The 18,738-nt window shown below is 57.9% G+C and carries 20 protein-coding genes; 12 read left to right on the top strand and 8 right to left on the bottom strand.

From position 1 onward, the window contains the following. Positions 1–243 precede the first annotated feature (243 nt). Entirely contained in the window at positions 244–549 is a 306-nt protein-coding gene (locus tag C2E19_RS24325; protein ID WP_129395421.1) for a type 1 fimbrial protein, read from the top strand. A 111-nt stretch (positions 550–660) separates the two neighbouring features. Further along, entirely contained in the window at positions 661–900 is a 240-nt protein-coding gene (locus tag C2E19_RS24320; RefSeq protein ID WP_129395420.1) for a hypothetical protein, read from the top strand. 173 nt (positions 901–1,073) lie between these two features. On the opposite strand, the gene C2E19_RS24315 is transcribed toward C2E19_RS24320, so the two are convergent. From C2E19_RS24315 to norR, 5 genes are all read right to left on the bottom strand, one after another. Then, the gene (locus tag C2E19_RS24315) at positions 1,074–1,823 is read right to left on the bottom strand and encodes a YkgJ family cysteine cluster protein (RefSeq protein WP_129395419.1); all 750 of its coding nucleotides are present in this window, start codon (positions 1,821–1,823) and stop codon (positions 1,074–1,076) included. A gap of 83 nt (positions 1,824–1,906) precedes the next feature. After that, on the bottom strand, positions 1,907–2,233 hold the full coding sequence (locus C2E19_RS24310) for a hypothetical protein (protein WP_129395418.1): 327 nt from the start codon (positions 2,231–2,233) through the stop codon (positions 1,907–1,909). A 146-nt stretch (positions 2,234–2,379) separates the two neighbouring features. After that, entirely contained in the window at positions 2,380–2,838 is a 459-nt protein-coding gene (locus C2E19_RS24300; protein ID WP_129395416.1) for a GNAT family N-acetyltransferase, read from the bottom strand. Positions 2,839–2,865: 27 nt separating this feature from the next. Further along, positions 2,866–3,768, bottom strand: coding sequence for a chemotaxis protein CheV (locus C2E19_RS24295; RefSeq protein WP_102356610.1), 903 nt, complete (start codon positions 3,766–3,768; stop codon positions 2,866–2,868). Positions 3,769–4,489: 721 nt separating this feature from the next. After that, positions 4,490–6,049 carry a nitric oxide reductase transcriptional regulator NorR gene (norR, locus tag C2E19_RS24290; protein ID WP_129395415.1) on the bottom strand — a complete coding sequence of 520 codons (1,560 nt, stop codon included), beginning with the start codon at positions 6,047–6,049 and terminating at the stop codon, positions 4,490–4,492. 163 nt (positions 6,050–6,212) lie between these two features. Between norR and hmpA the strand changes: the two genes are divergently transcribed. The 10 genes from hmpA (at position 6,213) to C2E19_RS24235 (ending at position 15,304) form a co-directional block, all read left to right on the top strand. After that, entirely contained in the window at positions 6,213–7,394 is a 1,182-nt protein-coding gene (gene hmpA, locus C2E19_RS24285; RefSeq protein ID WP_129395414.1) for an NO-inducible flavohemoprotein, read from the top strand. Between the two features lie 254 nt (positions 7,395–7,648). Continuing rightward, positions 7,649–8,158, top strand: a complete 510-nt coding sequence (locus C2E19_RS24280) for a disulfide bond formation protein B (RefSeq protein WP_129395413.1) — start codon at positions 7,649–7,651, stop codon at positions 8,156–8,158. A gap of 842 nt (positions 8,159–9,000) precedes the next feature. Continuing rightward, complete coding sequence (gene cyoA / locus C2E19_RS24270; protein WP_129395412.1) at positions 9,001–9,942, top strand: ubiquinol oxidase subunit II; 942 nt, start codon at positions 9,001–9,003, stop codon at positions 9,940–9,942. Positions 9,943–9,945: 3 nt separating this feature from the next. Further along, the gene (gene cyoB / locus C2E19_RS24265) at positions 9,946–11,976 is read left to right on the top strand and encodes a cytochrome o ubiquinol oxidase subunit I (protein WP_129395411.1); all 2,031 of its coding nucleotides are present in this window, start codon (positions 9,946–9,948) and stop codon (positions 11,974–11,976) included. 3 nt (positions 11,977–11,979) lie between these two features. Beyond that, complete coding sequence (gene cyoC, locus C2E19_RS24260) at positions 11,980–12,603, top strand: cytochrome o ubiquinol oxidase subunit III (RefSeq protein WP_129395410.1); 624 nt, start codon at positions 11,980–11,982, stop codon at positions 12,601–12,603. Further along, positions 12,603–12,941, top strand: a complete 339-nt coding sequence (gene cyoD / locus C2E19_RS24255) for a cytochrome o ubiquinol oxidase subunit IV (protein WP_129395409.1) — start codon at positions 12,603–12,605, stop codon at positions 12,939–12,941. Before cyoC ends, cyoD begins: the two co-directional genes overlap by 1 nt. A 10-nt stretch (positions 12,942–12,951) precedes the next feature. Beyond that, positions 12,952–13,839 carry a heme o synthase gene (gene cyoE / locus C2E19_RS24250; protein WP_053123579.1) on the top strand — a complete coding sequence of 296 codons (888 nt, stop codon included), beginning with the start codon at positions 12,952–12,954 and terminating at the stop codon, positions 13,837–13,839. Positions 13,840–13,955: 116 nt separating this feature from the next. Further along, positions 13,956–14,300, top strand: coding sequence for a toxin (locus C2E19_RS24245; RefSeq protein ID WP_129395408.1), 345 nt, complete (start codon positions 13,956–13,958; stop codon positions 14,298–14,300). Then, positions 14,297–14,611: a DNA-binding transcriptional regulator gene (locus C2E19_RS24240; RefSeq protein WP_129395407.1), complete on the top strand. Its 315-nt coding sequence runs from the start codon at positions 14,297–14,299 to the stop codon at positions 14,609–14,611. Before C2E19_RS24245 ends, C2E19_RS24240 begins: the two co-directional genes overlap by 4 nt. A gap of 201 nt (positions 14,612–14,812) precedes the next feature. Beyond that, positions 14,813–15,304, top strand: a complete 492-nt coding sequence (locus tag C2E19_RS24235) for a RidA family protein (RefSeq protein ID WP_129395406.1) — start codon at positions 14,813–14,815, stop codon at positions 15,302–15,304. 272 nt (positions 15,305–15,576) lie between these two features. On the opposite strand, the gene C2E19_RS24230 is transcribed toward C2E19_RS24235, so the two are convergent. The 3 genes from C2E19_RS24230 to C2E19_RS24220 all read right to left on the bottom strand — a co-directional run bounded on the left by C2E19_RS24230 (position 15,577) and on the right by C2E19_RS24220 (position 18,615). After that, positions 15,577–16,278, bottom strand: coding sequence for a hypothetical protein (locus tag C2E19_RS24230; protein WP_129395405.1), 702 nt, complete (start codon positions 16,276–16,278; stop codon positions 15,577–15,579). A 118-nt stretch (positions 16,279–16,396) separates the two neighbouring features. Next, entirely contained in the window at positions 16,397–17,908 is a 1,512-nt protein-coding gene (locus tag C2E19_RS24225; RefSeq protein WP_129395404.1) for a HAMP domain-containing sensor histidine kinase, read from the bottom strand. Beyond that, positions 17,905–18,615 (bottom strand): response regulator transcription factor, encoded by a 711-nt coding sequence (locus C2E19_RS24220; RefSeq protein ID WP_129395403.1) that lies wholly within the window; start codon positions 18,613–18,615, stop codon positions 17,905–17,907. The genes C2E19_RS24225 and C2E19_RS24220 overlap by 4 nt, the downstream gene beginning before the upstream one ends. Positions 18,616–18,738: the final 123 nt, after the last annotated feature.

Raw genomic sequence — 18,738 nt, 5'->3', positions numbered from 1 at the left:
CGCGAGCAAGCCCGCTCCCACAGGGGGCGCATTCCAAATGTGGGAGCGGGCTTGCTCGCGAAGGCGCCTGAACTGACGATACATCTCTATTGGTCCATTTCGTTAACCGGTCCCAAAAAGGCACTGATCGTTCCCAATTCGGGACTCGTTTGCCAACTATGCTTCTCAAGATCCGTCCCTGCTCGCGGATAAACTTTGTGTAGCCCGGGTTCTCTGGGCCGCTCACCCCGGGAGTGTCTTGAAATGAAGCTGAAAACCGCTCTGCCGTACGTGCTTCTCCTGCTTCCACTCACAACCTTCGCCGCGCCTGGCAGTCAATCCGGCGAGATCCGCTTTACCGGGCAAATCGTTGATTCCGGCTGTGCGGTCGGACGTGTCGGTGGGTTGTCCGCAACGGAGTCTCGTCAGGTCGAAATCAAACCGGGCCTGAAAATCGATGTGGACACTTATCGCAATGCTTGCAGCCATCAATCGCTGCCGATGTCCATGACTTACCAAGCTCTGAAGACTTCGACCGACAAAGGCATCGTCACCATCAGCTACCTGTAGGCCGTTCGGCGTGTGCTGCAAATCTTCAGGTGCCGAGCGAAGGCGCACAGGTATACTGCGCGCCTTTGCGGCTCACTGATCGGGCCCGACTTTTTGCTTTGCGGAGCTTTTATGACTTCCCCAACCCAACCGCCGGTTGACGACGCCGTGAGCGATGTCCCGGCTGAAGTGGCCGACACCCCAGAAACCAAAGCCGAGATTCCGGCCTTCAAGTTCCCCTTCAAACCGGGTGAGCTGGCTGGCGCCAAAGAATCGAATCAGCCTTGGTACAAGAACGGCGCGAAGAACGGTCACACCAAGACCCCGGGCATGGCGCCGCCGGGCACTCGTCGTTCGATGGGCAAACGCTGAGTTTTATTGCCGCGTGCGGTGGCAAGTTCGCGATCAAGGTTGACCGGACTGGCCTCATCGCTGGCAAGCCAGCTCCCACAGTTTTCTCGGGTGTTCACACATTTTGCGTACGACGCAAAACCCTGGGGGAGCTGGCTTGCCAGCGATGGACGTTCGATCACCGTTAATCTGGATCAGGCCGCGCGCAGCGAGATAAACGCATAAGTCTGCGCCGGCTCGCTCACCACTCGCGCCCCGGCCGCCAGCACCTGCCCGGCAATGTCATCCCCGGACACATGAAACAGCCACTCACTCAGCGCCTCGCCCGGCGGTTGCGCGCGCACCTGATCGATCGCCGACGCAAACGCGCTCATGTTCGGCAGATAGGCAGTAAACCCGTCACCTTTCAATGCCGTGGTACGAATCCCGAGCATGGCGCAAATCGCATCTTTGATGCCGATGTCATCACGATCCGCCTGACGTGATCGCTGGATCAATTCAATCAGTTCCTGATCAACCAACTCGCCACCCGCAATCAATACCGGCCCCTGTTCCCAAGACTCCGGCGGGCAATCCTTGGCAGCAGGGTTGAGCGGGATATGCGGATTGATTTCCGCCGGATAAATGCGGCACACCAACGGTCGCCGTGCATAGATCCGGCACAGCTTGTCTTCGTCAAGATTCCGGCAGGGACCGACGTTGTAGGCGGCGAAGGTGATTGCCACGTGCGCAGCGGTCGCGCCGCTGCGCACCACCACCGAACGGCGTTCGGCATGTTCACGCTGGTGCGCCGGTAAACCCAGGCCATTGCCGAGAAAGGCCTCGACCAGCACGATCACCTGGCCGCCATCCGCCGCCCACATACGGGCTTCGGCCAAGGTCAGCGGGACATGATGATCGGTGCAGCATTTGCCGCAGCCTACGCAGGAAAACGTCGTATTCATTGAGCGATCTGTCTTCAATCAGGGTGTGAGACGGTGGCGGAAAACCACCGTACAGGCCCGGTTCGAAGCAAGTTGTGCGCCAGTCACTGGGTTTTGCCGGTCGGCCGGATCGAGTCCCACTCGGTGACGAAGGCGGTTTTGGACTGTTTGTTGTACAGGCACAGCTCGGTGCCCTGTTGGCCTTTCATGTGTTTTTGCGGGTATTGGCCTTGCAGCAACACGGCGGTGTAGCCAACGCGGTCATCGAATTGTGCGGGGGTGCCGACCGGTTTGGCGTTTTTCAGGCCGCTGGCTTTAGTGCAACTGGCGAGTACGTTTTTGTCGTATGCGGCCCAGGCGTCGGGGCTGGAGGCGTGGGCCTGAGAGGCGAGGGCGGAGAGGCAGAGCAGGCTTGCGGTGAGGGCTTTCATGTTGGGCATCCTTGGTCGTGAGTGGCCAAGGTTGGAGTCTGCCCAGAGAAGGAAGTTGCCGGTGCCGGCTCTTCGCGAGCAAGCCCGCTCCCACAGAGTGAATGCATTCCAAATGTGGGAGCGGGCTTGCTCGCGAAAGCGCTCGATCAGTCCGGTACCAACTCCCGGCGCACCACATACATCCCGGCACTTTCATACAACCGCTGCGCCCGCAGGTTGTCTTCCAGCACCTTCAAATCGACAAAACCTTCACGCCGTTGTTGAAACACCTTGAATGCATTCAGCAGCAGCGCGCGGCCCAATCCCAAGCCCTGAGCGCGCGGATGCACCACCAGATTCTTGATATACGAACTCGTCCAGCACTGCGCCACGCCGACCACGCCTTCGTCATCGCAGGCGATGAAACACAACGTCGGATCGTATTCGGGATCGCTTTCAAACCGCTGCTGCCAGTCTTCCAGTGCTGGCACCCGGCCGCCACCTTCGCGGAAACCGATTTGCATCAGTCGATGCACCGCTGGCGCCAGTTCGGCGCGGTAAACAGACAGTTCGATACCTTGCGGTAATGGGGCGGTCGGTACGTCCTCGCCGAGGTCGCGCCGCATCAAAAAACAATACGCCTCGACCAAGACTCAGTGCCCTTGCGCGGCGACGTGCTTGGCCGCTTCGATCAGGCGCTGGGTCAACTCTGGCGAAGAAAACTTGGTCAGCACCGCGTTCGCTCCGGCCAGACGTGCCTTCTCGCTGTTCATCGCGCTGTCGAGCGAGGTGTGCAGCAATACGTAGAGGTGGGAGAAATCCGGCGTCTCGCGCAGGGTGCGGGTGAAGGCGTAGCCGTCCATCTCGGACATTTCGATGTCGGAGACGATCAGGTTGATCTGTTGTGCGGTGCCTTGCAGATCGAGCAGGCAATCGATGGCTTCCTTGGCACTGCGCGCGGTGTGGCATTGCAGGCCGAGGTTGCGCAGGGTGTGTACCGATTGCTGCAGCGCCACCTGGCTGTCGTCGACCACCAGAATCCGCGCGTTGCCGAGGACGTCAGCGTCTTCCATGGTCAGGTCGGTCGGGGCCATTTCAATCTGTGCCGGGGCGATGCTGTGGATGACTTTTTCGATGTCGAGCACTTGCACCAGCGTGCCGTCGACGGAGGTCACGCCGGTGATGTAAGCGCGCGAGCCGCCGGAACCGAACGGCGGCGGTTTGATGTCGGTGGTCAGGCAATGGACGATTTTGCTTACCGCTTGAACGTGCAGACCCTGTTTGGAACGGCTGACGTCGGTGACGATCAGGCAACCGCCGTTCGGGTCTTCCAGCGGACGTTCGCCGATGGCGCGGCTGAGGTCGATGACCGACAAGGAGGCGCCGCGCAGAGTGGCGATGCCTTTGACGTGCGGGTGCGACTCCGGCAGCTTGGTCAGCGGCGGGCAGGGGATGATTTCACTGACTTTCAGCAGGTTGATCGCCATCAGCTTGCCGCTGCGCAAGGTAAACAGCAGAAGCGAAAGTGAATCTGCGCGGGCTTTGGTGGAAGACATATGAACCTTCTGTGGAAAAAGGTGGTGGGCGAGGGTGGAAATCGCCAGAAACTATTGATGCCGGGTTATCGGCGTTAACGGGGTGGGCTTTAGGTTAGTTGTCGGGTAGTCGGCTTGAGTTGATCGCTGTTCTCTCGATCACTGCCCCTCACCCCAGCCCTCTCCCAGAGGTAGAGGGAGCCGACCGAGGTGCCTGGCGTTGTACATCGACCTGAACGACCGAGTCGATTATGGATTCGGTAAAGCAGGTCCACGTCGGCGGATCTCTTCAATATCCCCCAATCAGTCTCCTCTCCCAGAGAGAGAGGGGGCCGACCGAGGTGTCTGGCGTTGTACATCGACCTGAACGACCGAGTCGATTATGGATTCGGTAAAGCAGGTCCACGTCGGCGGATCTCTTCAATATCCCCCAATCAGTCCCCTCTCCCAGAGGTAGAGGGAGCCGACCGAGGTGTCTGGCGTTGTACATCGACCTGAACGACCGAGTCGATTATGGATTCGGTAAAGCAGGTCCACGTCGGCGGATCTCTTCAATATCCCCCAATCAGTCCCCTCTCCCAGAGAAAGAGGGGGCCGACCGAGGTGTCTGGCGTTGTACATCGACCTGAACGACCGAGTCGATTATGGATTCGGTAAAGCAGGTTCACGTCGGCGGACATCGCCAATATCCCCCAATCAGTCCCCTCTCCCAGTGGGAGAGGGCTAGGGTGAGGGTGTGCTTCTAGCCCTTCATACCCAACCGCTTCGCCATCCGCCCAAGATTCGCCCGATCCAGCCCTAGTTCCCGCGCCGCGCTCGCCCAGTTATCCTGATTGCGTTCCAGCGCGGCACTGATCAACCGGCGCTGATACTCCTCAGTGGCACTGCGCAAATCACCGTTGATCAGCGGCATCTCGGCCACAGCACCAGCAACCGGCTCAACCGGGTTATCCACAACCTCACGCGGCAAATCCAGATCCGCCGCGCTCAGGCTGAGGATTTTCGGCCGCACTTTGCAGTTGCCCAATGCCTTCAGCGCACTGCGGCCGATCAAGTGTTCCAGTTCGCGCACGTTGCCCGGCCAAGTGTAGGCGAGCAGGGCTTCCTGGGCGTCGCTGTTCAGACGCAGGCTGTTGAGGCCCATGCGCGAGCGGTTCTGCTCGAGAAAAAAACCGCTGAGCAACAACACGTCACGCCCGCGATCACGCAGCGCCGGCACCTTTAACGGGTACACGCTCAAGCGATGATAGAAGTCGGCACGATAGCGACCGCTGCGCACTTCTTCCGCGAGGTCACGGTTGGTCGCCGCGATCAGGCGCACATCGACCTGGTGCTCCTTGTCCGAACCCAGTCGCTGCAACTGGCCGCTCTGCAATACGCGCAACAACTTGGCCTGCACGGTCAGCGACAATTCACCGACTTCATCGAGAAACAGGCTGCCGCCATTGGCCAGTTCAAACTTGCCGCGACGGTCGCTGGTGGCGCCGGTGAAGGCGCCGCGCACGTGGCCGAACAATTCACTTTCGACCAGGGTGTCGGGGAGGGCGGCGCAGTTGAGGCTGATGATCGGTTTGTCGGCGCGCGGTGACGCGGCGTGGATTGCTTGCGCCACCAGCTCTTTGCCGACCCCGGTTTCACCGGTGATCAGCACCGTCAGATCGCTGCCGCCGACCAGATTGATTTCCTCAACCAGTCGTTTCAGCGCTTTGCTCTGGCCGATCATTTCGCGGTTCTGCTGGCCGCTGGCCTGACGGTAAACCTCGGCGCGTTGATGCTCGTCTTCGGCACGCATGGCCAGGCGCTCGATGCGTTCGGCGGCGTTGACCGTGGCTGACGCAAGGCTGGCGAAGGCTTGCAGGGCATCGAGTTCAATCGGTTCGAAGCGTTCGGGATCAAGTGCGTCGAGGGTGATCAAGCCCCAGAGTTTTTCATCGACAAACAGAGGACAACCAAGGCAGTCGTGGACTTCAAGGTGTTCGTCGAGGCCGTCGACCAGCCCGTCATAAGGATCGGGCAAATCGCTGTCGGCAGCGAAGCGGGTTGGCCCGGCCCCGGCGAGGAGGATTTCGAAACGCGGATGCTCGCTGACTTTAAAGCGCCGGCCGAGGGTGTCGGTGCTCAAGCCGTCCACCGCCAGCGGCACCAGCGATTCGCCGTCGAGGCGCAACAACGCGGCGGCATCGCACGGTAGCAGCGCGCGCATGGCCTCAAGCAAACGTCGATAGCGCTCGCCCTCGGGCAATTCGCGAGAAAGGTCGGAGACTAAAGGCAGCAAAGCAGTCAGCAGGGATTTGGCAGTCATGGTCTTGTAGTCAAAGAGACAATATGTAGTCGCGATGACTATAAAGCCACTTGAGTCGATATGACTACGTAATTATTAACTTATTGATTTGTATGGATTAAAAAGTTGGCACGAAAGCTGATAAGCCTAAGGTAACTTTTCAACAAGCTCAGGAGTCACTCTTATGCTTAGCGTCCAGGATCGTGCCATCGTCAAATCCACCGTGCCCCTGCTGGAAAGCGGCGGTGAGGCGCTGATCACGCACTTCTACCGCATGATGCTCTCTGAATACCCTGAAGTGCGCCCGTTGTTCAACCAGGCGCATCAGGCCAGCGGCGATCAACCGCGTGCCCTCGCCAACGGGGTATTGATGTACGCCCGCCATATCGATCAGCTCGACCAGTTGGGTGATCTGGTGGCGAAGATCATCAACAAGCACGTGGCCCTGCAGATCCTCCCGGAACACTACCCGATTGTCGGTACATGCCTGTTGCGCGCCATCTCCGAAGTCCTCGGCGAAGAGATCGCTACTCCCGAAGTGATGAGCGCCTGGGGTGCGGCTTACGGGCAACTGGCGGACATCCTGATCGGCGCCGAAACGGCTATTTATGACGAAAAGGAACAGGCTGTCGGCGGCTGGCGCGGCGCGCGTGAATTCATCGTTGCGGCCAAGGTCGAGGAGAGTGCGGAAATCATCTCCTTTTACTTCGAACCTGCGGACAAAGGCCCGATCCTGGCGGCCGAACCGGGTCAGTACATCGGCATGAAGCTGATCCTCGACGGCGAAGAAGTCCGCCGCAACTATTCGCTGTCGGCGCTGGCCAACAAAGGTCAGTACCGCATCAGCGTCAAGCGTGAACCGGGTGGCCGTGCGTCCAATCACTTGCACGATCAACTGCACGTCGGTGCGAGCATTCAGTTGTTCCCGCCATCGGGCGAGTTCACGTTGACCGCGAGTGACAAACCGCTGGTGCTGATCAGCGGTGGCGTCGGCATCACGCCGACGCTGGCGATGCTTGAGGCGGCGCTGGAAACCAAGCGTCCGGTGCACTTTATCCACTGCGCGCGCAACGGCAGCGTGCATGCGTTCCGTGACTGGATCGATGGCCTGGCGGCACGTCATCCGCAGCTCAAGCGTTTCTACTGCTACGCCGAGGACGATGGCGTTAGCCCGGCGGCGGACAAGGTCGGCATGTTGAGCCTGGAGCAATTGGGCGAATGGCTGCCGGAACACCGCGATGTAGACGCTTATTTCCTTGGGCCGAAGGGTTTCATGGGCGCGATCAAGCGTCACCTGAAAGCACTGGGTGTGCCGGAGAAGCAGAGCCGTTACGAGTTCTTCGGGCCGGCTTCGGCTTTGGAGTAATCTGAAACCGAGTTGCCCCCTTCGCGAGCAAGCCCGCTCCCACAGTGGACTAATGTTGACCACAGAGTTTGTGTTCAACTCGGTCAAATGTGGGAGCGGGCTTGCTCGCGAAGGCCGTTATGCGGTCTGAATTTGTAAAACATGATCCAAGGTTAATGAACCCTTAACCGCTTTATCGTTTATTCCCCCGGTGTAGACTTGCGACAACTTTCAGCCGTCGGCCGGCTGAACCATGGACATTAAAGGGAAACGCAATGAGCGAGGAAACGATTCGGTTGGGCCGTGAGCGGCGCTTTCTGGTGCTGTTGGGGATCATCTGTCTGGCGCTGATCGGTGGCGCACTTTATATGCAAATCGTACTGGGCGAGGCGCCATGCCCGCTGTGCATCCTGCAGCGTTATGCATTGCTGCTGATCGCACTGTTCGCGTTTATCGGCGCGGCCATGCGCACGCGCCGCAGCATCACCGTGTTCGAGGTGCTGGTGGTGATTTGTGCGATTGCCGGTGCCGCCGTTGCGGGGCATCACGTGTACACCCAGTTCTATCCGGCAGTGAGTTGCGGCATTGATGTGCTGCAGCCGATTGTCGACGGCTTGCCGTTGGCAAAGATCTTCCCGTTGGGCTTTCAGGTCGACGGTTTCTGCTCGACACCGTATCCGCCGATTCTCGGTCTGTCGCTGGCGCAATGGGCGCTGGTGGCGTTCGTGCTGGTGGTGATTCTGGTGCCGCTGCTGACCTCGCGTAATCGCAAAGCGCTGCGCTGAGTCAACTATTCGGCGGTCTGGCCGATACAGAAAACGCCCCGATTTGCGGATCAGCCAATCGGGGCGTTTTGCATTTCACGGCGTTGGTGAAAACACCGTGACGAACGGCAATAGAGGGTGTGGCGAGTGTGCGACATGTTGTCACACGCGCTGTGTCGCAGGGTGTCGCGAAGGGCCTGATTGGTCTCTTGTTACATAAAAACATTGGTCTGTTTCGGCGTTTTGCGGCTTTTGCACGCAAGTGCCAGATCAGGCAGTTTTAACAAGCCTTGGCAAATGGCCAGAACCCTTGGGGTATCGGGCTTTGCGCTGATCCTGCGTAGAGAAAAGAGCTGCAGAGCTGTCTGAACTGAGGCGGGTACACCTACAAATTTTGGTGTTTTTGTTGAGAATCGATTTCGATAACATGCGGCACTTTTGCAAAAATGGCGATGGATTGTTGCTCGAACGGATAAAAATTATTTCGGGATAAGACATGGTGTATAGGGCGCTACCTATCTACAATCGCCCGCACTGAATTCCCGGCACTGTTCAGCCTTTATTAAGGAACACTTTTTAATAAGGCGCTGTGCAGAAAGTCGGGTGTCGAGTGAGTCGCGAGGCTTTCAAGACACCCAGGTGTCGGTGCCTTCCAACTTTCCGCACCAAATGGAATTGGTCTGTAACAAGGCCTTTGACCACGAATTCGAATAAGAACTGACCGCTGTCCCAGGATTTGTCGAGCGTCTGACGCGCGACGGGCGGCCCTTATTCAATCCAAAGAAAATGCCAACCCTTGGCAGGGTGAAGTGTTGGCGATCAAAACCCAACTGCATTGCGCAAGCTGCTTTAGAGGTCGTGAGATGAGTAAAAACAGGTACCCCAGATTACTAGGCCTAGTGCCGCTGCTCGGCACGTTGTTGCTGGGAGGCTGCAACATGACCTTGCTCAATCCAACGGGCCAGGTTGGCCTGGAACAGCGAAACCTGATCATCACCGCGACCCTGCTGATGCTGTTGGTCGTTGTGCCGGTTATCGTCATGACCTTCCTGTTCGCCTGGAAATACCGCGCGTCGAACACGAACGCCGTCTACACCCCGAAATGGTCGCACTCGACCAAAATCGAAGTGGCAGTCTGGACCATCCCCGTCCTGATCATCATTGCCCTGGGTTACATCACCTACATTTCGACCCATGAACTGGACCCGTATCGTCCAATTCAATCCGACGTCAAGCCAGTGACCATTGAAGTGGTTGCGCTGGACTGGAAGTGGCTGTTCATCTACCCGGAACAAGGCATTGCCACGGTCAACAAGATTGTGTTCCCGGCGCACACGCCAATCAACTTCAAGATCACCTCTGACGCTGTGATGAACTCGTTCTTCATCCCGGGTCTGGGCGGCCAGATCTACGCGATGGCGGGCATGCAGACCAAGCTGCACCTGATCGCTGACCGTAACGCTGAAATGGACGGTATCTCCGCCAACTACAGCGGCGCGGGTTTCACCGGCATGAAGTTCAAAGCTATCTCCACCACTCAGGAAGATTTCGACGCCTGGGTCAGTGAAGTCAAGAAGTCACCTAAACAGCTTGATCAAGCTGAATACGCAGCCCTTGCCAAGCCAAGCCAGAACAACCCAGTCGAGCTCTACTCCTCGGTCACGCCGAACCAGTTCCAGATCATCGTCGACAAGTACGAAGGTATGAAGCCGGGCAAGCCACTGAAGCACGAGAAGAAAGAGAAAGAAGTGGCGGCCACGGAAATTGACTCGAGTTCGCATTCAGCTGCCGGGGCAGAGGAGTAAACGATGTTTGGTAAATTAAGTTGGGAAGCAGTCCCATTCCACGAACCGATCGTGATGATTACCATCGCCATGATCGCGCTCGGTGGTCTGGCGCTGTTCGCTGCAATCACCTACTTCAAGAAGTGGACGTACCTGTGGACCGAGTGGTTGACCTCGGTAGACCACAAGAAAATCGGCGTGATGTACATCATCGTCGCCATGGTCATGCTGCTGCGCGGTTTTGCCGACGCCATCATGATGCGTACCCAGTTGGCCATGGCCACCGAGGGTTCGCCTGGCTACCTGCCACCTGAACACTATGACCAGATCTTCACCGCTCACGGTGTGATCATGATCATCTTCATGGCGATGCCATTCTTCACCGGCCTGATGAACCTTGCAGTGCCGTTGCAGATCGGTGCGCGTGACGTTGCGTTCCCGTTCCTGAACTCCCTGAGCTTCTGGCTGCTGGTTTCCGGCGTAGTACTGATCAACCTGTCCCTGGGCGTCGGCGAATTCGCCAAGACCGGTTGGGTTGCCTATCCACCATTGTCGGGTCTGCAATACAGCCCTGGCGTGGGTATGGACTACTACATCTGGGCGCTACAGTTATCCGGGTTAGGTACGACGCTGACGGGGGTCAACTTCCTCGCGACCGTACTGAAAATGCGTACCCCTGGCATGAAACTGATGGACATGCCGATCTTCACCTGGACCTGCACCTGGGCAAACGTTCTGATCGTGGCTTCGTTCCCGATCCTGACCGCTACCCTGGCACTGCTGACCCTTGACCGTTACATGGATTTCCACATTTTCACCAATGAACTTGGTGGCAATCCAATGATGTACGTCAACCTGTTCTGGGCGTGGGGCCACCCTGAGGTATACATCCTGATCCTGCCGGCATTCGGCATCTTCTCGGAAGTGATCTCGGCGTTCACCGGCAAGAAACTGTTCGGCCACCACTCGATGATCTACGCCTCGGGCGCGATCTCGGTACTGGGCTTCATGGTTTGGCTGCACCACTTCTTCACCATGGGTTCGGGTGCCAGCGTCAACGCCTTCTTCGGTCTGGCGACGATGCTGATTTCCATCCCGACGGGTGTGAAGCTATTCAACTGGCTGTTCACCATCTACCAAGGCCGTCTGCGTTTCACCAGCCAGGTGCTGTGGACCCTGGGCTTCATGGTGACCTTCGCCATCGGCGGCATGACCGGCGTACTGCTGGCCATCCCGGGTGCTGACTTCGTGCTGCACAACAGCCTGTTCGTGATCGCGCACTTCCATAACGTGATCATCGGCGGTGCGGTATTCGGTTACATCGCAGGTTTCGGCTTCTACTTCCCGAAAGCGTTCGGCTTCAAGCTGCACGAAGGCTGGGGTAAAGCAGCATTCTGGTTCTGGATCTCGGGCTTCTTCGTCGCCTTCATGCCGCTCTATGCACTGGGCTTCATGGGCATGACCCGTCGTCTGAACGCCACCACCAACCCTGAGTGGGTACCGTACCTGTACGTTGCCATGTTCGGTGCGGTGATGATCGCTGCCGGTATCGCCTGCCAACTGATTCAGCTGTACGTCAGTGTGCGTGACCGCAACAAGCCAGAGAACATTTGCGATCACGGTGACCCGTGGAATGCACACACTCTGGAATGGTCGACCTCGTCGCCACCACCGTTCTACAACTTCGCTGTGCTGCCTAAGGCTGACTGCATCGACCCGTTCACCGAAGCCAAGGAAAACGGTACTGCGTACCAGCAACCGGCCAAGTACGAGCCGATCCACATGCCGAACAACACCGCCACGGGCGTTGTGATGGGCGCGCTGTTGACCGTGTTCGGTTTCGCGATGATCTGGCACATCTGGTGGCTGGCGATCGCGAGCCTGGTAGGCACCGTCGTCTACTTCGTGATCCACGCTGCACGTGACGACCAGGGCTATATGGTTCCGGTTGAAACGATCGAACGTATCGAAGCCGAGCAGCACAAGCGTCTGGTCGCGGCAGGGAAAATCCCGGCCTCCGCCACCCGTGTTGAAACCTCGTTGGAACAGGCTTAAACCATGTCGAATTTAGTGACCAATGCTGGACACGCCCATGGTGAACATGGGCACGATGACCATCACCACGATTCGGGCGAGATGACCGTATACGGTTTCTGGCTCTACCTGATGACCGACTGCATTCTGTTTGCGTCGATCTTCGCGGTATACGCGGTACTGGTAAACAACGTTGCCGGTGGCCCAGCCGGCCACGACATCTTCGAACTGCCATACGTGCTGGGCGAAACCGCTCTGCTGTTGTTCAGTTCGATCACCTACGGCTTCGCCATGCTGGCGTTGTACAAAGGCAAGAAGCAGCAGGTTCTGGGTTGGTTGTTCATGACCTTCCTGCTCGGCGCAGGCTTTATCGCCATGGAGATCAACGAGTTCCACCTGCTGATCTCCGAGGGCTTCGGTCCTAGCCGTTCGGGCTTCCTGTCGGCGTTCTTCACCCTGGTCGGTACCCACGGTCTGCACGTTTCGGCGGGTCTGATCTGGATGGGCATCATGATGTACCAGGTCAACAAGCACGGCCTGACGGCGACCAACAAGACCCGTCTGAGCTGCCTGAGCCTGTTCTGGCACTTCCTGGACGTGGTGTGGATCTGCGTATTCACCGTTGTTTACCTGATGGGGACCCTGTAATGGCTAACGCACACTCCCATGACAGCCACGACGACGCCAGCCACGGCAGCGTCAAGTCCTACGCGATCGGCTTCATCCTGTCGGTGATCCTGACAGCTATCCCGTTTGCACTGGTCATGTACCCGTCGCTGCCAAAGTCGATCACCTTGATGATCGTCCTGGCATTCGCCGTGATCCAGGTGGTTGTCCACCTGGTGTACTTCCTGCACCTGGATCGCTCGGCTGCGCAACGTAACAACGTGATTGCCTTCGTGTTCGCCGCGATCGTGATTGTGCTGCTGGTTGGCCTGTCGCTGTGGATCATGTTCAGCATCCACACGTACATGATGGCGAAGTGAGGTAGACCCGATGTCGCTCAAGCACTTTATCCAAATCACCAAACCGGGGATCATTTTCGGTAACGTGCTTTCTGTGGCAGGCGGGTTCTTCCTGGCCTCGAAAGGGCATGTCGATCTGGCGGTGTTTCTGGCTGCCATGATCGGTACATCCCTGGTAGTTGCCTCCGGTTGCGTGTTCAACAACTGCATCGACCGCGACATCGACCTGAAGATGGAACGCACCAAAAACCGCGTGCTGGTGCAGGGCTTGATCTCCCTGAAACTGGCACTGGTCTACGCGACCATCCTTGGTGTTCTCGGCGTTGCCTTGTTGTACAAGGTGGCCAACCCGTTGGCTGCCCTGTTCGCGGTAATCGGCTTCGTTATCTACGTCGGCTTCTACAGCCTGTACCTCAAGCGCAAGTCGGTTCACGGCACGCTGGTGGGCAGTCTGTCGGGCGCCATGCCGCCAGTGATCGGTTACGTTGCCGTAACCAACAGCTTCGACATGGCCGCGCTGACGTTGCTGGTGATGTTCAGCCTGTGGCAGATGCCGCATTCCTACGCCATCGCAATCTTCCGCTTCAACGATTACCTGGCCGCATCGATTCCGGTGTTGCCAGTGAAGCGCGGGATTCAAGTGGCCAAGAAGCACATCCTGCTCTACATCCTGGCGTTCCTCGTAGCGACCTTGATGCTGACCTTCAGCGGCTACGCTGGCATGAGCTACCTCGCCGTCGCCGCAGCCATGGGCATGTACTGGTTGTACATGGCCTGGACCGGCTACAAAGCAGTGGATGACACCGTTTGGGCACGCAAGCTGTTCGTGTTCTCGATCTTCACCATCACTGCCTTGAGCGTCATGATGTCCCTGGACTTCAAGGTGCCGGCAGAGTTGCTGCTGACGTACGCGCCGTAAGGCTGAAAGGCTTGAAGAAAAACCCCGCACATTGAGAGATGTGCGGGGTTTTTTTGTTTAACGGAAACGTGATTTGTTGATAGTCTGTCCGTAGGCAATTTGCCTATAGTTTGGCCATGCGAACTGTCTTCTTTGAAACCACAATTTTTACCGCGAACGTTGGCCATTACCTAACGGACGATGAGTACCGAGAGCTGCAGGACTTTCTGCAGGGTAATACGCTGGCTGGCGATGTGATGCAGCGAACGGGTGGCTTCCGAAAACTGCGCTGGGCCGATGTTCGTCGTGGCAAAGGTCGGCGAGGCGGCTTGCGGGTTCTTTATTATTGGCTTATGAATGATGGCCAGTTCTGGATGTTTTCCATTTACGACAAAGATGAGCTTGAGAATCTGACCGCCGAGCAAGAAAAGGCGCTCAAGAGAGCGATTGATAGAGAGTTAAAAGCACGAGGCACCCCATGAAAAAACGCGACCTGTTTGCAGAGTTGATGCAGGGCGTTGATGAGATGGCAGCTCAACGCGAAGGCAAAATTACGTTGCGTAATACAATCGTCGAGGACAAACCTGTCCCCGAGGTTGGCGCCCAGGAAATTGTCGCGCTACGGGAAAGGTTACATATGTCCCAAGCGGTTTTTGCCAAGCGAATCAGGACAAGCCCCAGCACCTTGAGAAACTGGGAGCAGGAGAAGTCGAAGCCCAATGCTCAAGCAGCCTTGTTGATTCGTTTGGTTGAGAAATTCCCAGACATGGTCGAGCGTTTGAGCGCTGTGTGATCACCAAAGTCATGACGATTTAAAGCCCTGCCCTTCGAGAGAAGGGTGGGGCTTTTGGTTTTTGCTGCGGCGAGTTGCAGTGCAGTGGCAAAACCCCTAGATTCGGATCCAACCCCGACAGTAATAGCACCAAGCCGTTTTTTCGGTGTTTTACTGCCGTAATCCGAGCTTCTTCATGCATCGATCACAAGGCTGGGCGAAATGACTGAGAGGATGACCTGCGACGAGCGTTTTATTGCCCTGGCCCAAGAGCTGAATTACGACATTAATGGTGAGAACACCGCTGGCGGCAATTACGCGCCGCTGATCCGACATCACGATGAGTTGTACATCAGCGGGATGGTGCCGCGCACTCACGGCAAAATTCAGTATCCCGGTCGTGTTGGGCTGGAGCTGAACCTCAAGGATGCGCAGGCGGCAGCGAGCATCAGTGCGATGCGTTGTCTGGCGCTGATTGTTGATGCGGTGGGTTCGCTGGACAAGATCAAGGCGTTGTTGCGGGTGACGGTGTATGTGAAGTCGACGCCGGACTTCGTTGACCTGAGCGAAGTGGCCAACGGTGCGTCGGACGTGTTCAGTCATGTGCTTGGCGATGCCGGTCGGCACACGCGCACCACGGTGGGGGTGTATCAGTTGCCGAAGAATGCGGCGATTGAGGTGGACATGATTGTGGCGTTGCATCCTGCGGCGTGAGTCTGATTTCGCGAATTGCCCTCACCCTAACCCTCTCCCGGGGGGAGAGGGGACTGACCGAGGAGTTTTCAAGATTTACGCCGACCTGAATTATTGAGCCGAACTCAGGTTTGAAAATCACAAAAATCGGCTCCCTCTCCCTCGGGAGAGGGCTGGGCGGGCGGCGTTCCGATGAGGGGCCTCGGTGTAGGCCATCTCACTAAACCAAAGTCGAAAACAAAAAAAGCCCCGCACTGAATCCCAGTGCGGGGCTTTTTCGTCAGCGCTGAAAATTACTGCGCGGCGATGCTGTAGCCATCGAACGCGGTCTGCTGTTGCAGCGCGGTGATGATGTTCTTGCGGTTTACCGCCTGCTCGGTGCCGGCGTTATCAACGAAAACTTCGCTTTCCAGTTCCGCTTCTTCGCCTTCACCGACGAAGGTGAAACCGAGGAACTCCAGCGCTGCACGGTCAACGTTCAGACGCGAACGCGGTGTGCGCATTGGCAGGGTCACGCTGCTGCCGTCCTTGCTGATGGTGAAGATTTCGACTTCTTTCTTCTTGGCGGTCTTGCTCTTGCCACCGCTCGGGTTGCTGATTGCCTGGTGGGTCTGGTTCAGCACTTTGAGGGCGAGGCCGTAGACGATTTCCTGGAATGCCGGATCGTCCTTGAAGCTCGACAGGATACGGCCGATCGAGAACTTGCTGCTGAGGTCTTCAAGGGCCGCGAGGTCGGCGGTTTCGGCGTCTTTCAAGGCCTTGAGTTCGCCCATCAGCTCGTAGGCCTTGTCGTCATCGAAGCTGTCGTGAGCCTGACGGATCGCGGCGCGCAGTTCGCGGATCTGGTCGCTCTCGCGGGTCGACTGGAACGCATCCAGGACCATCTCGCTGATGATTTTGGCTTGTGGCAGGTGTTGTGAAAGATTGATGGAGTTTTCGTATTCCGCTTTGGACGATTCGGTGACTACGGATTCAGCGGTGTTGAAATCGGACATTGAAATTTCACTACTTTTTAACTTGAGTTGAGATGAGCAAGCTCGAGGGCTTTTTCAGGCCGACTAATTTAGGGGAGCGCGGCGGCGTTGTCACGGAGCAACGGGCCGGCGGTCTCAACTATTTGCCTGGGCTGTTCAAATTCATTGAACGCATCATCCACTGTTCGGCGGTTTGCTGATCCGTTGGCAGTGAGAAGCGGAATGTCGCGCCGCGCCCGCTGATGTCGAGCAACTGAATGTCTCGGCCATGCAATTGCAGGATGCGGTGCACGATGCGCAGACCCAACCCCCCGTCACGCCGTGCGCCGCCGATATTGAACGGGCGCAGGAACAAACCTTCGCGCAACTCAGGAGCGATACCGGGTCCGGTGTCACTGACCGTGACATCAACCAAGGCGCCGTGAGGTGTCAGATCGAACTCGATCTCGCCGCCCTGAGGTGTATGACGCAACGCGTTGTCTACCAGATTGGTCAGTACCCGCTCGATCAGCCCGAGGTCGGCGCAGACCGTTGGCAGGTTCGGCACGAAATGGGCCTTGAGTTCGACCTGCCGTGCCTCCGCCGTCAGTTCGAATTTCTGGAAGATGTCCTGCACCAGATCGATTAGCGAAAAACCCTCCAGCACCGGTTGCACGAAACCGTGTTCCAGACGCACCAGTTCCAGCAACGATTGCGCCAGCCCGCCGACCTTGCGGCTTTGATCAAGGGCGATGCCCAGATAGCGCCGACGCTCTTCCGGCGACAACGTCGCGTCCTTCAGCGACAGGGTTTCCAGATAACCATGCAGCGAGGCCATTGGCGTGCGCAGGTCGTGAGAGATGTTCGCCACCAGTTCGCGGCGTTCCTGATCCTGGCGGGTCAGTGAGCGCCATTGTTCCCCGAGGCGGTTCTGCATTTGCCGGAACGCCGCGTCGAGGACTGCAATTTCATCCGGGTCGGCTGATTTATCCACAGGTGCCGGGACCGGTTGCGGCGCGCCATCGATGTCAAAACGGCTGACCGTTTCGGTGAGTCGCCGCAACGGCCGGGTAATCAGATTGAACGCCGTGAGGCCGGCAATCAGGCACAGTAAGGCAACCAGCCCGATCGACAGCAGCGCAGTGTTCAGCGCGGCACTGGTCGCCCCGCGCTCGGCGTAGCGGTCATGTGCTTCGCTGAGCAGCACCACGTACAGATAACCGGCGGCTTTGCCGTTGACCTGCAGCGGGGCGGCGCTGAACACCTTGCGCCCGTCGACGCTGCGCGGATCGTCACCGAGAATCGGCAACGGCTGATCGTTGAGCAATTGGCGAATGGGCGCCAGATCGACCTGCTGACGACGCATGCGGCCCTCGGGGGCGGCATTGCCGACAATGCGCCCCTCGGTGTCGAGCAGATACACCTCGACACTCGGGTTGACCAGCATCAACTGGCTGAACAGTTCGCGCACGGCACCGGGCATCAGACCGTTGCTGTCCATCAGCACCGTGTCGTGGGCGATGTGTTGTGCCAGATCCCGTGACAAGCCCTGCACCACTTCCAGTTCATGCATCTGGCTGGAGCGTACTTGCAGCCATGCCGACGTGCCGCAGCACACCAGCAACAGCACGGCAAAAACCAGCGACAGGCGCTGCGTCAGGGTCAGTTTCATGGCTGCTCGGTACCGAATTTATAACCACGGCCCCACACCGTGAGAATGCGCGAGGGCTGTGCCGGATCGTTTTCGATCTTCGCCCGCAGGCGGTTGATGTGGGTGTTGACCGTGTGTTCGTAACCCTCGTGGCTGTAGCCCCAGACAGCGTTGAGCAAGTCCATGCGCGAGAACACCTTGCCCGGTTGGCGCGCGAAGAAATACAGCAGGTCGAACTCCCGTGGCGTCAGGTCCAGACGTTGACCGTCGAGGCTGACGTCGCGGGTGATCGGATCGATGTTCAGGCCATCGAGACTGAGGCTGCCGGCGTCCATCTTCAGATTGCGCGCCATGGCATCGACCCGGCGCAACAGGGCTTTGACCCGCGCCACCAGTTCGAGCATGGAAAACGGTTTGGCGAGGTAATCGTCGGCCCCCAGTTCGAGGCCGAGAATCCGGTGCAACTCGCTGGAGCGGGCACTGGTGATGATGATCGGGGTGTAACGGGCCATGGCGCGGGCCCGGCGGCAGATTTCCAGACCGTCTACCCCCGGCAACATCAGGTCGAGGATCAGTGCGTCCCAGTGACCTTGCTGCAGCAGGCGCATGCCTTCGTCGCCGTCGGCGCTGTGGGTCACGTCGAATTGCTCATCGCGCAAATGCAGGCAAATGAGGTCGGCGATGTGCAGGTCGTCCTCGACCACGAGAACGCGTTTGGTCTGTTCCATGAAGCTCAATCCTTCGGCGCAGTGAAGCGCATTGTGCGGGTTTTCCTGCGGGTGAGTTATCACGAATTCGTTAACTTCCCGTGAGGATTTGGCGATCAAACCAAGCCTAGGCTGTGTTCCATG

Origin of the sequence: Pseudomonas sp. DTU12.3 (assembly GCF_004124275.1) — a bacterium.
GTDB lineage: Bacteria > Pseudomonadota > Gammaproteobacteria > Pseudomonadales > Pseudomonadaceae > Aquipseudomonas > Aquipseudomonas helmanticensis.
Note: the sequence above shows the minus strand (reverse complement) of the source record. Positions and strands in the feature narration are given on the sequence as shown.

Bases quoted from the DNA above. Each gene is read 5' to 3' on its own strand.
- C2E19_RS24225 (WP_129395404.1), bottom strand. From the start codon at position 17,908: ATGAAACTGACCCTGACGCAGCGCCTGTCGCTGGTTTTTGCCGTGCTG.
- C2E19_RS24310 (WP_129395418.1), bottom strand. From the start codon at position 2,233: ATGAAAGCCCTCACCGCAAGCCTGCTCTGCCTCTCCGCCCTCGCCTCT.
- hmpA (WP_129395414.1), top strand. From the start codon at position 6,213: ATGCTTAGCGTCCAGGATCGTGCCATCGTCAAATCCACCGTGCCCCTG.
- cyoA (WP_129395412.1), top strand. From the start codon at position 9,001: ATGAGTAAAAACAGGTACCCCAGATTACTAGGCCTAGTGCCGCTGCTC.
- C2E19_RS24240 (WP_129395407.1), top strand. From the start codon at position 14,297: ATGAAAAAACGCGACCTGTTTGCAGAGTTGATGCAGGGCGTTGATGAG.
- cyoC (WP_129395410.1), top strand. From the start codon at position 11,980: ATGTCGAATTTAGTGACCAATGCTGGACACGCCCATGGTGAACATGGG.
- C2E19_RS24315 (WP_129395419.1), bottom strand. From the start codon at position 1,823: ATGAATACGACGTTTTCCTGCGTAGGCTGCGGCAAATGCTGCACCGAT.
- C2E19_RS24295 (WP_102356610.1), bottom strand. From the start codon at position 3,768: ATGTCTTCCACCAAAGCCCGCGCAGATTCACTTTCGCTTCTGCTGTTT.
- C2E19_RS24245 (WP_129395408.1), top strand. From the start codon at position 13,956: ATGCGAACTGTCTTCTTTGAAACCACAATTTTTACCGCGAACGTTGGC.
- C2E19_RS24300 (WP_129395416.1), bottom strand. From the start codon at position 2,838: ATGCGGCGCGACCTCGGCGAGGACGTACCGACCGCCCCATTACCGCAA.
- C2E19_RS24220 (WP_129395403.1), bottom strand. From the start codon at position 18,615: ATGGAACAGACCAAACGCGTTCTCGTGGTCGAGGACGACCTGCACATC.
- C2E19_RS24325 (WP_129395421.1), top strand. From the start codon at position 244: ATGAAGCTGAAAACCGCTCTGCCGTACGTGCTTCTCCTGCTTCCACTC.
- C2E19_RS24280 (WP_129395413.1), top strand. From the start codon at position 7,649: ATGAGCGAGGAAACGATTCGGTTGGGCCGTGAGCGGCGCTTTCTGGTG.
- cyoB (WP_129395411.1), top strand. From the start codon at position 9,946: ATGTTTGGTAAATTAAGTTGGGAAGCAGTCCCATTCCACGAACCGATC.
- cyoD (WP_129395409.1), top strand. From the start codon at position 12,603: ATGGCTAACGCACACTCCCATGACAGCCACGACGACGCCAGCCACGGC.
- cyoE (WP_053123579.1), top strand. From the start codon at position 12,952: ATGTCGCTCAAGCACTTTATCCAAATCACCAAACCGGGGATCATTTTC.
- C2E19_RS24235 (WP_129395406.1), top strand. From the start codon at position 14,813: ATGACTGAGAGGATGACCTGCGACGAGCGTTTTATTGCCCTGGCCCAA.
- norR (WP_129395415.1), bottom strand. From the start codon at position 6,049: ATGACTGCCAAATCCCTGCTGACTGCTTTGCTGCCTTTAGTCTCCGAC.
- C2E19_RS24320 (WP_129395420.1), top strand. From the start codon at position 661: ATGACTTCCCCAACCCAACCGCCGGTTGACGACGCCGTGAGCGATGTC.
- C2E19_RS24230 (WP_129395405.1), bottom strand. From the start codon at position 16,278: ATGTCCGATTTCAACACCGCTGAATCCGTAGTCACCGAATCGTCCAAA.